Here is a 14268-nt window from a genome sequence, read left to right as displayed (position 1 = left end):
TGTCTATTCAAAGTCTACCATGAGCTTTGCTTACGATAAAGCCTGCAGCAACTCTTCGTAAGTCATCTTGCCCAACGTGAATTTTTCTAGTGCTATATATGTTTTCTCCGCTGAGGTATTCATTCTATTATGACATTCATTCACTAGCTCATGTTCATTTGGTAATGGTTCATGTATATGTTGTGTTCTTCGAAATGCTTCATAGTATCTTATACCAAATATTCTTTGGGACATCGCATTGATGTGAATTCCGTCCGGATTAGATATAAGGCCTTTCGCAGTAACATAATAACAATTTTCATGATGTTGTGCATATTTTTGTAGTTCCTCATTAATACGTTGATATTCCACACACCCTGCGCCAAATGCTGCCTTTCCCAAGAAATCGCCCAAACCTCCTATCAAAAGCGGAATGTTAGGGACAGATAATTCAGTTCTTAGTTCATGAAATAATCTTCGTATTTTTTCATCGTATTCTTTGTATTTCCCATCTTGGCTGTCACTTTCTCCTTGATGCCATAATATCCCGGCCAATTCGCTATCTTCCTTTGCAAATTTAGCTTCATTTATTGCATGACGAAATAATGCCCCATCTCGTGACCACTCATCAATGGAACTGCCACCTTCAGCACATGGAATAAGACCAATTTTTTCTCCCTCATGATCCTTACACCAAGTCTCCGCGAAGGAAGCGGCCAGTCCTACACCAGCGACCGGCCTATCAAAATGAATAGGTTCAGTCATCATCTGCCATCTTCCATTTCGCAGCATCATGATTCTTTCATTATAAATTGGCGGCACTTCATGCTTAAAGCCTCGACCCGCCATATTAGATTGTCCAATTAGTAAAAATGACTTCATACCTTTCCCCCTCTAAATATTTTATCAAATATATATCTACCTGAACGTTATCAGTTTACCCTTGCGCTGTGATTTCTAGAATTTCAATCATCTCTTGAAATTCCCTTAAAATCTATTACTTCTTTCTCGACTCATAAACATAATTCAAACCAAAAGCAATCTCTTTTAATATATCAATGAAAATGTGAATGGCCGCTCCTAGGTGTTTGTCTTTCCTATAAACGATCCCTACACTTCTAATAAGATTAGCATTATTTATAGGAATAATCTTTAATCGAGGTTCGTTTAGATATTCAAGATAAGGAGTTGGTAAGACCGTTATCCCTATGCCATCTACCACCATATTAATTAATGACTGCATAGTTGTTACTTCAAAAATAGGGTCGGGTAGAAAACCAATATCTTTACAACTTTTGTTGATTAACTGTCTGATATAAAATTGCTCAGGAAACAAAATTGAAGCGGTTTCTTCTAATACTTCTAACCCCAACTTTTCACTTTGTGCAAGGGGATGTTTAACAGGTACTGCAAAAGCCATATCTTCCATGTATAAAGAGATTGTTTCAAATTCATCCCCTTCCATTGGTAAAAAGACAATTCCTAAGTCCACTCTATTTTCTATTAAGTGTTTTTGAATATCCCCAGTACGCAGACCTAGTACAGAAATTTTAACAGCTGGGTATTGCTGATGAAATTTAAATAGTGCCGGTGGAATAAGATAGTTCTCGACTGTTAGTAATGTCCCAATTGAGATCGATCCTCTTTGAAGTCCATTCAATTCATTGATCGATATTTTTGCTTGTTCAATTTCGTGAAAAATATTGCGAGTATATTTTAATAGGAGTTTTCCTGATTCAGTAAGAGTCGTTTTCTTACCAATACGGTCAAACAAAGGTGTTCCAATTTCATGCTCTAAAAGTTTGATTTGCTGGCTTAAAGATGGTTGAGATATTCCAACCTTTTCTGCAGCTTTTGTAAAATGCAGTTCTTGACACATTGCATAAAAATACTCTAATTGTTTTAATTCCATTCTTCGACTCCTAATTAGAAATTTTCACAAGTACCAACTTTATGATTTTTAAATATCAACATCTAATATACATTATTATACAAATAAAACCATAGGTACAAACTATAGTTATTATATAAATAATTGAATTGTTCTATAAAAATAAGTGTCTTAGACTATTACATGAAGGCTAGATTTACATGCACAAAGGAATCCTTCAAACCGTGTAAAGGAGGTCAGTCGATATAACGAGAACAAGTAACATTTTTTATAAATGATAAAAATTTTAATGTTGGAGGTTAAAAAATGAAGAATTTAAATGTCGCAATCCCAACCCCCTTTCATGAAGATGAAAGTCTGTACTTGGATGGATTTAAACCAATCGTTGAATATTTAGCTGAAAATGGTATTGATTCACTACTCGTATCTGCAACTACAGGTGAACAAAACTCAATGAGTATTGAAGAAAGGATACAAATTATTGATTTTTTTAATCAGCAAGACTTTAAACATGTTGAACTAATGTTTGGTGTATCAGCTACAACGACAAAAAATGCATTAAAATTGATTGAAAGTCTCGATGATTCAGTTTTCGACTCGATTCTCATTCAATTTCCTCCTTATATCCGACCAACTCAGGAACAAGCGATGTCTTACATGAATGAATTGTTAGAGCAAACCACAAAACATGTTGTTCTTTATAATAATCCTTTGCGCACAGGGTTTGAATTGAGTGCTGACTCATTTCACACTCTTATGAATCAAAAACACTCTCATTTGGTTGGGATGAAAGAAGAGAGTGATGTAAGACGCCTGAAAAATACAACTTTACCAGATGACTTTATCATGTTCGCTGGAGGGGACGTAAACCTTACTGAAAAAATATTAAACGGATGTAACGGGCTTTCTAGTATGGTAGGAAATGTTTATCCAAAAGAGATTCAAACATTTTTTAGTGACTTAGTTGCAAATAAGCCTGTGAATCTTCAAAAAATAAATCAATTAATCGATGAGGTGACACGTGGACACGCGATTGTCAATATTAAAAACCATTACAATGCTTTAGGCATAAAGGTAGGTAGGTGTCGTTCTCCCATTCGATAATTATTAATTCATTGCAAGCAGGTTCGAATCATTTAATCCAGCTTGCCCCAATTCGTTATAAAAAATTTGGAGGGGTCTATAGCTGCCATGAGTATTCCACAAACGGAGCAAAAGAAAAGATCGAGTATGCAGACAAATAAAAAGATATTAACTGTTGTTGGTGTTATTCTAATTGCAGCAAATCTTAGGGCCCCAATTACATCAGTCGGTCCAGTATTATCTTCCATTCGTGATCATCTTGGTATCTCTAACACATTAGCTGGTACAATCCCTACAGCCATTTTACTCACATTCGCATTGTTTTCTCCTTTTGCCCCCAAGATCACTCGCCGTTTCAGCATGGAATTCATACTGTTTATGTCGATAACATTATTATTAGTTGGAATTGGAATACGTTCTTTTGGTAGAGTGGACACGTTATTTATAGGAACCATTATAATCGGTTCTTCAATCGCGATTTGTAATGTTTTATTACCTAGCTTCATTAAACATCATTTTGCAACCAAATTAGGTTCGATGACTGGCCTATATGCTGTTTCTATGAATTTATTTGGCGCTATTGGTTCAGGGATTAGCGCCCCCATTTCTTCATCATTAGGTTTCGGATGGTCAGGCTCCCTGGGGTGCTGGGGAATCTTAACTCTTCTTACCATGATATTTTGGGTACCAAAACTAAGGAACAACCAAGAATCTTTGGATTTTTTTCGAAAAGAGAATAAGAAAAGACCTATCAGCCTTTGGCGTTCTAAGCTAGCGTGGAATGTTACATTGTTTATGGGGACTCAGTCCTTCGTATTTTTCACAGTCATTTCATGGATACCTGAAATTCTTGAAACTAAAGGGTTAAATGCTAATGAAAGTGGATGGATGCTATCATTGATGCAACTTTCAATGCTTCCTGTTACATTTATTGTACCTATTTTAGCTGGACGTTTTAGCAAACAACAGATATTAGTATGGATTTCATTTCTCTTGCTTGTTGTTGGCTTAATGGGCTTTTTATTTGGCGTGTCATTCCTTATACCCCTGTGGATGATAATGATTGGGATTGGCATTGGAATGGCCTTTAGCTTAGCCATGATGTTTTTTAGTTTACGCACCAAAAATACACAAGAAGCAGCAGAATTATCTGGTATGGCACAGTCTTTAGGTTATCTATTAGCAGCTTTAGGGCCTATTTTATTCGGCTGGTTACATGACATTACTTATCAATGGACTGTTCCCCTGTTCATGCTAATCTTCATTTCAGTCATTATTTTAATTACTGGTGTGAATTCTGGTAAGAACGTATATGTTACTTCTGCTACATAAATGGTAACATTCATTAAGAATCTTTATGATACTTTAATCGTAAAGATTTCCCAATTCGTCCCTTTTCAAAAAAAATAAAAACAAATATCTGTTGTCGAAAAAAAACCTTGCTTAGCACGGGTTTCAACGTTTATTCCGACTGGACTCGAACCAGCGACCTCTCCCCTGTCAAGGTGAAAGACCTTATCCGAAGCTACCAGATGTTCTCTTAAAAAGACTGATTTAATAAGGTACGATGGGCCTTTCTAATAAAAAATGTGCACTTCTGAAGAAAACTGAAAGTTGCAAAATAAAAATTTTTTTCTAAATTAATCTCTCCCATCTTCGGGAAATGAAATATAAATTCTTTATGATATAATTCAATATCAGTTTAAAAATGCCTTTTTGAACTTTAACAAGCGATCCAGATTACATCACAAGAAACTTTTATAAAACGAATTTTTAGGAGGTTTACATTAGTGGACAGTTCCCCCAATGAATTGAAGCTTATCGTTCCAACAGGATGTGACAATGCTCCCAGGAAACAAATAGTCATTGATTTTACAGTAGCTATATTAACGCAGCAAACTGAAGTTATTAAGGAATATGCGGTTGAATCTATTATCTGGTATCAGTTAAAGGGTAATACAAAGCTTGAAGGGCGAAATGCCTTAATCTCCACTTTGTACAAAGAGGACAGAGAAATCGTTGGCAACCTTGAAATTTACCAAGTCATAACACACGGAAAATTTGCTTCAATTAACGGTGTAATGTTATTAGCGAATGGTTTAAAAATTGATTTCTGTGATGTATATATTTTTAGTAGTGCTGCAAAGTCTGGAAAGATAAAGGAAATAAAATCATATAGGATTTAAACATTACTGGTCCATTTATTAGGTGACTCAAAAGGCGTTGTGATACAAATTCCATACGCTTTTTAGATATAATAAGTGTAAAAACACCCTAACAAAAGTAAGGGTGTCTTTTAGCGAGGTATTTATTATTTATAGTTTTTTTGTCCTCCATAGCGCTCCATTAGCTCCAGCACCTACAATTACGCTTCGGCATGGCCAGAGTTAAAAACACCCCCTCCAATTTTAGAGCCCAAAATGGCTTCTACATAAATCCTTGTTATGTATGTTTTTTATTGATGCAAATGCTTTAGATAGATATTTAACAATATGTTAGAAAGTTTACTTGTTCGATGTTACTTAATCAACAAGCAAAAAAATCCCCTTCCTACAATGGAAAATTCCTTTAATTTTTGAAAGGAATAGTTTAATTGAGAAAAACAAATTGGTTTCTGTCTATGTTTATAACTGCTTTAATCTCATTTGTAATTCAATCGGGATTAAGTAAGTTCGACGTGATTAACACGTCAAATCTTTGGCTAGATTTGGTCAGTTGGATAGTAATATTCTTTGTCGTATTCATTGGCGTTGAAACGTCTTTTAGAACGATCAATAAAATGAAACATTGAACCGAATATAGACAAACAAAAAAGCCCCTTTAGAAAGGGACTTTGGGTATATTAACGTAATAGTTGAAGTACGTTTTGTGGCTGTTGATTCGCTTGTGCAAGCATAGCTTGAGAAGCTTGAGAAAGAATGTTGTTCTTAGTGAACTCACTCATTTCTTTTGCCATGTCGACATCGCGAATACGAGACTCAGCAGCAGTTAAGTTTTCAGCAGATGCCCCCAAGTTGTTAATAGTGTGCTCTAGACGGTTTTGTACTGCACCAAGTTTTCCACGTTGAGCAGATACTTGGTTAATAGCTGCATCAACAATACTTAGTTGAGTATCAAAACCAACATCAGTAGCATCAGCTGCATTATCAGCAAATTTTCTAACATCGATGTCTTTCAAAGATTGATTTGCAACAATTCCATCAGCGTCTTTAACTCCTAATGCATCTGTGCTCATTTTTTCAATATGAACTGAAATTTGTTGAGTTGCGTTAGCACCAATTTGGAACACCAAATCATTACCAGTTGCTGGGACTGCAGGTGTACCTGCATCATCTGGATCATCTGGATCTCCCGGAATTGCTGGAGTTCCCGGCGTTCCAGCTTTAAACGTACCATCTAATAATTTCTTACCGTTAAACTCTGTACGGTTTGAGATACCGTCTACTTCTTCTTGTAGAGCTTTAATCTCATCTTGAATAGATTGAAGATCAGACTCTTTATCCTGTGTACCAGTATTTCCAGCTTGAACGACTAGTTCACGAACACGTTGAAGGATTGAGTGAGTTTCAGTCAATGCACCCTCAGCTGTTTGGATAAGAGAGATACCGTCCTGTGCGTTTTTAGATGCCATTTCTAATCCGCGGATTTGGCCACGCATTTTCTCAGAGATTGCAAGACCTGCTGCGTCATCTCCTGCACGGTTGATTTTAAGACCAGAAGAAAGCTTCTCCATGTTCTTTTGGCTCGCACCGTTGTTTGCAGACAGACGGTTTAAAGTGTTAAGTGCTGCGATATTGTGGTTAATTCTCATTTCTTATTACCTCCGTGTAATTTTTTAGAGCTTATCTGTAAAGTCCATTTAGATGAGAAGCTCTTCCTTAGAATTTTCGATTTCTAAGGCATGTGTATAGTAGTAACGCAGAGCATCTTTTGGTTCTCTAACTTTACTACCTTATGTAACATCAGTTATGGCAATAATCCTGAAACCTCCTTCTATCAAGCAAAATGATTATTCTTGTCACTTTTACGAGACTAGATACTCGCCATAACAATGAGTATTATGTTACCTACTATAGACAGACCTTCCACATATTTTAGTTTGTGGAAATTGTTAATTTCACAAATTCGACACATTTAACAACCAGATAAGGATGATAAAATTCAATCAACTACAGTTTTATGGATCGTATTTCTGCTTGGCTACATCAGAAAATTCATTATCAATAAAAGTTCAAATGATCATTGACAGAATAACAGGACTAGTTTTAGTAGGTTTTGCTGAGACTATTATTTACAAATCCAAAGCATTAAATTTTGACTACAAGTAGAGTTACACCATTTAAAACATAAAAAAACCTCTATCCTATAAAGGACAGGGGTTTTTATGTTTTAATGTCTTTTGAAGAGTTGTTTTTTAATGTTTAAAAAACAAAAAACCCTTGCTTAACAAGGGTTTCAACGATGATTCCGACTGGACTCGAACCAGCAACTCTCCCTTGTCAAGGTGAATAATCATCCGAAGTAACTGATTTCCCCCTGAAAAAGACTGATTTAATAAAGTTCTATGATGAGGCTTTCTGATAAAAAATGTGCATTTCTGAAGAAAACTGAAAGGGTTCGTCCCCATAAAAAAACAGACCCTTCATGTTCTGTTTTAATTTTGCCTATACGTTTTGAGATGTTGTGTTTCAATCAGCTGCAATCACTGTAAGAGCAATCAACGTAAAACCCTCCTTTAAAGTCATACAAACAATCCCTCTCTGAGTTTTGAATTGTGTTTCTAATACCTTTTGATCAGCAACCGTAGCTTCTTCAAATCGACCTTGTTTCCCATACTCATCTGCATATACTATCTAGCATGCTTCAGCATAAGCGAAACGCTGTTTCTGCTCTAAATACTGAAAGACCTCGGCAAGCTGCTCCTCATTTATATTATTAAAATAAATCGGTTTATACCATTTTAACAAGTAGAAATATCTCATCCTTATTTTAATATTGGCTTACGTTAAACTTGTGAAAAAAACACATTCATGTATAATACAATTGATGTATGATACATGAATTGTAGGAGGGTAACCTTTTTGAAAAGAGAAGATGCCTTAAAACTAAGATCAGATATTAAGAAAATGATTATAATAACTGGGGTTTTTGAATCTCAAAATTTGCCCAATGGACCATTTGAAAAACCTCTACCAACTTCTCAAATGATGGCGTTAGAGGAACTAGAGGTGGAAAAATTAACTGTTTGGCAACTATCCAATAAACTTAGATTAGAGACTTCAACTGTGAGTAGATTGGTAGATAAGTTAGTAAAAAAGGGGCTTGTTTATCGTGAAGTAAATGAAAAAAATAGAAGAGAACTTTTTCTGCACCTCACAGAAAAAGGTCACACAACTGTTGAATACTTAAGAGAGCAATCCATTACATTTTATCAAAATATTCTCAATAACTTATCAGAATCAGAACAAAAAATAGTTGTGGCTGGTTTTGAATTATTTATTGATTCTATTTCTAAGCCTTTTGATTAGAGTGAGGTAAATCAAAACATTTGGAGGGTATAATGAGTTTGGATTTTGAACGTCCTATTATTGAATTAAAAGAGAAATTTGATGAATTAAAGAAAATAATGAAAGAACATGATGTAGATTTATCTTCAGAAATTCATATATTAGAAAAACGTTTAAATAAAATGCAAGATGAAATTTATTCTAATATTACACCTTTTCAACGAGTTCAAATTGCAAGGCTACGTAACCGGCCCACGACATTGGACTACATACCTTTATTGTTTACAAACTTTCTAGAACTTCATGGTGATCGATTATATGGTGATGATAAAGCAATGATAGGTGGTATTGCAAAATTTAAAGGGATGCCCGTTACGATTATTGGTCATCAAAGAGGTAGAAGTACAAAGGAAAATATAGAAAGAAATTTTGGAATGGCACATCCAGAAGGTTATAGAAAAGCGCTAAGACTTATGAAACAAGCTGATAAATTTAATCGCCCTATTATTACATTTATTGATACAATAGGCGCCTATCCAGGGAAAGGGTCTGAAGAACGTGGAATTTCTGAAGCGATAGCTCGAAATCTATTTGAAATGGCTACACTTAAAGTGCCAATTGTTTGTATTGTAATTGGAGAGGCATCAAGTGGTGGAGCTCTTGGCATTAGTGTCGGTAACCATATCCATATGTTAGAGTATTCATGGTACTCGGTCATTTCGCCAGAAGGAGCAGCATCTATCCTATGGAAGGACGCTAAGTATGCTCCAGAAGCTGCTGAACATATGAAAATTTCAGCAAAAGATTTAAAACAGTTAGGAATTATTGATGAAATCATCCCTGAAATGAAAGGTGGAGCACAAAATGATATAAAATCACAGGCACAAATGATTGAATCTGTGATCGAATCATCTCTAAAAAAATTGACACCATTATCCTCAGAAGAGCTTATACAACAGCGATATGAAAAGTATAGACAAATAGAAAATATTTAAAGTCCGTATTACATTTAGGAGGATTCTTACAAGATAGTTCTAAATATTTTGTAAGTAACCTCTTAAACTGAATATGCTGATACTATTAAAAGATGTGTGATCGGTATGAAAAAGGATTTCTTCCATCAATACTTTTTCTGAAGGTCCTCAAATAATTCCTCATAAAAAACAGACCCTGCATGGTCTGTTTTCATTTTGCCTATATGTTTTGAGATTCTTCATCTCTCAGTCGCCAAGCCATATCTAAAGCAAAATAAGTCAAAATGCCATCGCATCCAGCGCGTTTGAACGACATTAATGATTCTTCAATTACAACATTTGCTTCAAGCCAACCATTCTGAATAGCTGCCATCAACATTGAATCTTCTCCATTCCTTACCTAATTTCCATAAAAAACTTAATATTATATTTATTATCACATCCAATAATTTACAACGCACCGAAAAGAAACTGAAAAAAGCTCCTGTAAAGGAGCCTTGTGATAGTTATAGATTTAATATGAAACTTGTTTATAAAAGTACATCATTGAAAATTATTTATAATTGTACTTAATGCTTTCTTTAGTACAACCTTATCATCATTTGACAAGTTTTGAAGCGCTGTCTTGTTCAGCTCAATTGTTGCTGCTTCAACTTGATCTCTAATGACTAAAGATTTTTGAGTAGCCTCTACTAAAATATTTCTTCGATTGTTTGGATCTATTGTGCGTTCAATTAAGTCAGCTTTTTGCATTTTATCTAATATTCCAGAAACGGTTGAGGCTTCTAAATATACAAGTTCTCCAATTTGTTTAGGAGATAGCTGGCCCTCTCTCCATAGACAGTTCAACACACCATATTGAGCGGGTGTCAAATCACATTCCTCTAAAAGTTTACTAAAGTACTTGAACACTTTATTTTGACTAACACTTAGTAAAAAATTTATGCACTCTGATAATTCCATTTTATCTCCCCCACATTGACTTCACCTATAATATCATGGTAGTTTTTTAATTGAAATACTTTTGGACCAGAAATATTTGGTTGTAATATATTTTTAGAGAGGAAGATACACGATGGATTCATTTAAAGCGATTCTAGTTACAGAAAAAAATGATCAAGTTAGTTATGATCTTCAAAATGTAAGTGTTAATGATTTATCTGAAGGAGAAGTATTAATTAAAGTAGCATATTCTTCAATCAATTATAAAGATATGCTGGCTGTTCAAAAAAATGGAGGTGTAATTCGTAACTATCCAATGATTCCTGGAATTGATCTAAGTGGGACTATCGTTCATACAACAGATAATCGTTTCGTAGAGGGTCAACAAGTTATTGTCACAGGTTTCGCTATGGGCATGAGCCACACTGGAGGTTTTTCTGAATATGCTAGAGTACCTGCGGATTGGATTGTTCCTTTGCCAAATAACTTGACTTTAAAAGAAGCAATGATTTTTGGAACAGCAGGCTTTACCGCAGCTCTTTCTATCATGGCTTTACAGGAAAATGGTATGAGTACGAAAAATCAACCTAATATACTCGTTACAGGGTCAACTGGTGGAGTTGGTAGCATTGCTATACAATTATTATCTAAAATTGGGTACAACAATATTTTTGCTTTAGTGCGTAAAGATAATCAAGTTGATATAGCAAAATCTTTAGGAGCAGCTGATGTCATTTTTGCAAACGAATTAGGAGAGCTAAAAAAACCATTAAACAAGCAAAAATTTGACTTCGTCTTAGATACCGTAGGAGGAGATGTGGCTTCTGTGATCATTCCTCAAATTTCTTATGGTGGAAGCATGAGCATGTGCGGGAATGCAGGTGGATTTAAATTAACAACAACTGTGTTACCTTTTATTCTAAGAGGGATCAACCTTCTAGGGATCGATTCTGTAAATGTACCAATCAATAAACGTAAAGTAATTTGGAACGAGATAGCAAACGAATGGAATATCTCCCAAACGACTCTAGTCAATGAGATTACGCTCGATACGTTACCTGAAAAAATTGAAGCCATTAAAAATGGCCAACATTTAGGAAGAACCATTATTAAATATTAAGATAAACGAACTTTATTTATTTAAATTACACCAGACAAATATTGAATGTATTGATGCAGATACCCCATCCCAAACAGGTGGGGTACATCTATTCAAAAAAGAGCGGGACATGCTAGTGCTAAAATACCCTCAGATATTTATAATCATGTCACAAACAAATTAGAATTTAACACCGCAGAACACTTTAATCGTTTTAACCTAAAAAAACAACCTGCAAAAAACAAAAAAACCCTTGCTACGCAAGGGTTTCAACGATGATTCCGACTGGGCTCGAACCAGCGACCTCTACCCTGTCAAGGTAGCGCTCTCCCAGCTGAGCTACGGAATCGGGTTATGTATCAGTTCTGGGCTTTCTGTTACTGACAGTTTCTATTATATAACCAGCATAACCAGTCGTCAATGGTTTTGTTCAAAAAAGGTCAAAAAGCCGGTAGACGGACCGGCTTTTTTCTTCCTTTATGATTGGTTGACAAGAACGGGCTTGAGTTGATCGAGTGCTTGTTTGAAGTCGCGTTTGAGGTCTTCTCCGTTTTCTACTCCTACACTTAATCGAAGCAGGCCATCTGTAATCCCTCTTTTTTCTCTTTCTTCTTTTGGCATAGCCGCATGTGACATTTTGGCTGGGTATGACAGAATGGATTCGACAGCGCCAAGGCTGACGGCAAATACTGGTAATGTGACAGCATCCACTAATTCTTTGACCGCTACTTCGTTTTCTAATTCAAATGAGAGAACGGCTCCAGCTCCGCTCGCTTGCTTTCGCTGAATGTCTGCCCCAGGATGGTCATCTAAGCCTGGATAGTATACTTTTTTCACCGCAGGATGTTCTTTGAGGAATGAAGCGAGTTCAAATGCCGTTTGGCTGGCTTTTTCTAATCTCACCTGAAGGGTTTTTAATCCCCTTAACACAAGCCAGCAATCCTGCACGCCAAGGACCGCACCGAAGGAGTTTTGCAGCGAATACAGCTCCTCACCTAACTTCTCGTCTTTTACTACAGCTAAGCCTGATAGTACATCACTGTGTCCGCTCAAAAATTTCGTTGCACTATGCAGGACAACGTCAACGCCAAGATCGAGCGGACGCTGAAGAGCGGGTGTTAGAAATGTATTATCTAAAAAAGTCAGACAGTCATGTTCTTTGGCAAGCTGGACGACACCCCCAATATCCGTAATTCCTAGAGTCGGGTTTGACGGTGTTTCCAAGTAAATGACTTTTGTATTCGATTGAATGCCTCTTTTGACTTCATTCAAATCCGTCATGTCCACAAAGGTATGCTCAATGCCAAATCGCAAAAGAACTTGAGTAATCATTCTGAAAGTACCGCCATACACATCTCTTGTGACAAGGACGTGATCTCCTTTTGATAATAGCAGAAAAGCAGTGGAGATGGCTGCCATGCCTGATGCAAAAGCAAGCCCTCTTGTTCCTCCTTCTAGCGCCGCAATCGTATCCTCTAATGCTTGACGTGTAGGAGTCCCCGATCTTGAGTAGTCATATTGACCAAAATCATCAAAGCTGCTTTGATGAAAGGTGGACGCATGCTGAATCGGCACACTGACAGCACCTGTTGAACGATCTGTTTTGAATGCATTATGAACGAGTTGGGTTTCGAATGTCCAATCATGTGTGGTCATTTAGCATGTACCTCCTCTTTTACTTGTGATAGTGCCTGCTTTAGGTCTGCCTTCAGATCATCTACGTGCTCAATACCAACGGAGAAACGGAGCAGTTTGTTACACACACCGTTTGCAATGCGAATTTCCTCAGGAATATCCATGTGCGTTTGCGTCGCTGGATACGTAATGAAGCTTTCAATTCCGCCAAGACTTTCAGCAAAACAAATCGTTTTCAGCTGCTTCAAAAATGGATTGACCCAGTCCTCTTCGGCTACACGGAATGACAGCATTCCTCCCTTGCCTGGGTAAAGGACATCTTGAATTTCTGGCTGTTTCTTTAAAAACGCTGCTAGCTCCTTCGCATTTGCCTCGTGCTGGCGCATTCTAAGAGCCAGTGTTTTCATCCCTCTCATTAACAGCCATGAGTCAAATGGAGATAAAACGGCGCCAATTGCGTTTTGATGCTGGAACATGTCTTCAGAGAGCTTCTCTCCTTTTGTCACCACAAGCCCGGCGAGAACGTCATTGTGCCCGCCTAGATATTTGGTTGCACTATGGATGACAATGTCTGCTCCAAGCGTAATCGGCTTTTGCAAAACGGGTGTGTAAAAGGTGTTATCAACAATGACCAATGCGTCATGTTCTTTTGCAACCTTCGCTATTTTTTGAATATCCGCTTCCTGCATCAGTGGATTTGTCGGCGTCTCAATAAAGACTGCTTTTGTGTTTGGCGTGATTTTAGAGCGTAAACAGTCTTCATCTGAAAAATCATCGTAAAGAAAACGTAAGCCGTACTTTTTCCATTCGTTTTCAAACAAACGGTATGTACCGCCATATAGGTCTGATGAGACGATGAGTTCATCACCGCTTTCAAATAGGGCCATAATCGTTTGGATCGCAGCCATTCCCGAACTGAAGGCAAATCCGGCGGTCCCTTCTTCGAGTGAAGCAATCGCATCCTCTACAAGCTGCCTTGTTGGGTTTTTCGTTCGAATGTAATCAAATCCGGTTGATTCCCCTATACCTCTATGTCTGTATGCTGTTGAAAGATAAACGGGGGGACTGACCGTACCAGTCGCCTCTTCGCTCCGGTTTCCAATTTGCGCTAATGTCGTTTCCACATGTTCTGTCATTTGACACCATCCTAAGTAAAAA

At 36.8% G+C, this 14268-nt stretch carries 13 protein-coding genes and 1 tRNA gene; 6 read left to right on the top strand and 8 right to left on the bottom strand.

The window, feature by feature from the left end; all coding sequences use genetic code 11:
- Positions 1 to 30: 30 nt before the first annotated feature.
- Complete coding sequence (locus MHH68_RS05985) at positions 31 to 861, bottom strand: sialate O-acetylesterase (RefSeq protein ID WP_061407393.1); 831 nt, start codon at positions 859 to 861, stop codon at positions 31 to 33.
- 115 nt (positions 862 to 976) lie between these two features.
- Entirely contained in the window at positions 977 to 1891 is a 915-nt protein-coding gene (locus tag MHH68_RS05980) for a LysR family transcriptional regulator (protein ID WP_061407390.1), read from the bottom strand.
- Between the two features lie 285 nt (positions 1892 to 2176).
- Here MHH68_RS05980 and MHH68_RS05975 point away from each other — a divergent pair, with 285 nt between their 5' ends.
- From MHH68_RS05975 to MHH68_RS05965, 3 genes are all read left to right on the top strand, one after another.
- Entirely contained in the window at positions 2177 to 2974 is a 798-nt protein-coding gene (locus MHH68_RS05975; RefSeq protein WP_061407387.1) for a dihydrodipicolinate synthase family protein, read from the top strand.
- Between the two features lie 87 nt (positions 2975 to 3061).
- Positions 3062 to 4285, top strand: coding sequence for an MFS transporter (locus MHH68_RS05970; protein ID WP_268498073.1), 1224 nt, complete (start codon positions 3062 to 3064; stop codon positions 4283 to 4285).
- Positions 4286 to 4743: 458 nt separating this feature from the next.
- Positions 4744 to 5139, top strand: a complete 396-nt coding sequence (locus tag MHH68_RS05965) for a hypothetical protein (RefSeq protein ID WP_061407382.1) — start codon at positions 4744 to 4746, stop codon at positions 5137 to 5139.
- A 656-nt stretch (positions 5140 to 5795) separates the two neighbouring features.
- Here the strand turns inward: MHH68_RS05965 and hag are convergent.
- Entirely contained in the window at positions 5796 to 6764 is a 969-nt protein-coding gene (gene hag, locus MHH68_RS05960; RefSeq protein ID WP_058014260.1) for a flagellin Hag, read from the bottom strand.
- Between the two features lie 1270 nt (positions 6765 to 8034).
- On the opposite strand from hag, the gene MHH68_RS05955 reads away from it, so the two are divergent.
- Both MHH68_RS05955 and MHH68_RS05950 read left to right on the top strand, forming a co-directional pair.
- Positions 8035 to 8481 (top strand): MarR family transcriptional regulator, encoded by a 447-nt coding sequence (locus MHH68_RS05955; protein ID WP_058014261.1) that lies wholly within the window; start codon positions 8035 to 8037, stop codon positions 8479 to 8481.
- Positions 8482 to 8513: 32 nt separating this feature from the next.
- Entirely contained in the window at positions 8514 to 9455 is a 942-nt protein-coding gene (locus MHH68_RS05950; protein ID WP_058014262.1) for an acetyl-CoA carboxylase carboxyltransferase subunit alpha, read from the top strand.
- 199 nt (positions 9456 to 9654) lie between these two features.
- Here MHH68_RS05950 and MHH68_RS05945 read toward each other — a convergent pair whose 3' ends face one another.
- Entirely contained in the window at positions 9655 to 9813 is a 159-nt protein-coding gene (locus tag MHH68_RS05945) for a hypothetical protein (protein ID WP_081042292.1), read from the bottom strand.
- Between the two features lie 164 nt (positions 9814 to 9977).
- Positions 9978 to 10397: a MarR family transcriptional regulator gene (locus tag MHH68_RS05940; protein WP_034325091.1), complete on the bottom strand. Its 420-nt coding sequence runs from the start codon at positions 10395 to 10397 to the stop codon at positions 9978 to 9980.
- A 112-nt stretch (positions 10398 to 10509) separates the two neighbouring features.
- Between MHH68_RS05940 and MHH68_RS05935 the strand changes: the two genes are divergently transcribed.
- On the top strand, positions 10510 to 11496 hold the full coding sequence (locus MHH68_RS05935; protein ID WP_169056317.1) for a YhdH/YhfP family quinone oxidoreductase: 987 nt from the start codon (positions 10510 to 10512) through the stop codon (positions 11494 to 11496).
- Positions 11497 to 11751: 255 nt separating this feature from the next.
- On the opposite strand, the gene MHH68_RS05930 is transcribed toward MHH68_RS05935, so the two are convergent.
- From MHH68_RS05930 to MHH68_RS05920, 3 genes are all read right to left on the bottom strand, one after another.
- Positions 11752 to 11824: transfer RNA gene (locus MHH68_RS05930), tRNA-Val, on the bottom strand.
- A 128-nt stretch (positions 11825 to 11952) separates the two neighbouring features.
- Positions 11953 to 13131, bottom strand: a complete 1179-nt coding sequence (gene metC, locus MHH68_RS05925) for a cystathionine beta-lyase (RefSeq protein ID WP_339165532.1) — start codon at positions 13129 to 13131, stop codon at positions 11953 to 11955.
- The gene (locus MHH68_RS05920) at positions 13128 to 14246 is read right to left on the bottom strand and encodes a methionine biosynthesis PLP-dependent protein (RefSeq protein WP_169056315.1); all 1119 of its coding nucleotides are present in this window, start codon (positions 14244 to 14246) and stop codon (positions 13128 to 13130) included. The genes metC and MHH68_RS05920 overlap by 4 nt, the downstream gene beginning before the upstream one ends.
- Positions 14247 to 14268 lie beyond the last annotated feature (22 nt).

Source organism: Bacillus sp. FSL K6-2841, assembly GCF_037976435.1.
In the GTDB taxonomy this organism is placed as follows: domain Bacteria; phylum Bacillota; class Bacilli; order Bacillales; family Bacillaceae; genus Bacillus; species Bacillus pumilus.
The sequence above is the reverse complement of the archived record's forward strand: the minus strand, read 5'-3'. Positions and strand labels throughout refer to the sequence as shown.

What these genes read in the sequence shown, in the direction of transcription:
- MHH68_RS05985 (WP_061407393.1), bottom strand. Translation starts at nt 861, where the DNA reads ATGAAGTCATTTTTACTAATTGGACAATCTAATATGGCGGGTCGAGGC.
- MHH68_RS05980 (WP_061407390.1), bottom strand. Translation starts at nt 1,891, where the DNA reads ATGGAATTAAAACAATTAGAGTATTTTTATGCAATGTGTCAAGAACTG.
- MHH68_RS05975 (WP_061407387.1), top strand. Translation starts at nt 2,177, where the DNA reads ATGAAGAATTTAAATGTCGCAATCCCAACCCCCTTTCATGAAGATGAA.
- MHH68_RS05970 (WP_268498073.1), top strand. Translation starts at nt 3,062, where the DNA reads ATGAGTATTCCACAAACGGAGCAAAAGAAAAGATCGAGTATGCAGACA.
- hag (WP_058014260.1), bottom strand. Translation starts at nt 6,764, where the DNA reads ATGAGAATTAACCACAATATCGCAGCACTTAACACTTTAAACCGTCTG.
- MHH68_RS05950 (WP_058014262.1), top strand. Translation starts at nt 8,514, where the DNA reads ATGAGTTTGGATTTTGAACGTCCTATTATTGAATTAAAAGAGAAATTT.
- MHH68_RS05945 (WP_081042292.1), bottom strand. Translation starts at nt 9,813, where the DNA reads ATGTTGATGGCAGCTATTCAGAATGGTTGGCTTGAAGCAAATGTTGTA.
- MHH68_RS05940 (WP_034325091.1), bottom strand. Translation starts at nt 10,397, where the DNA reads ATGGAATTATCAGAGTGCATAAATTTTTTACTAAGTGTTAGTCAAAAT.
- MHH68_RS05935 (WP_169056317.1), top strand. Translation starts at nt 10,510, where the DNA reads ATGGATTCATTTAAAGCGATTCTAGTTACAGAAAAAAATGATCAAGTT.
- metC (WP_339165532.1), bottom strand. Translation starts at nt 13,131, where the DNA reads ATGACCACACATGATTGGACATTCGAAACCCAACTCGTTCATAATGCA.
- MHH68_RS05920 (WP_169056315.1), bottom strand. Translation starts at nt 14,246, where the DNA reads ATGACAGAACATGTGGAAACGACATTAGCGCAAATTGGAAACCGGAGC.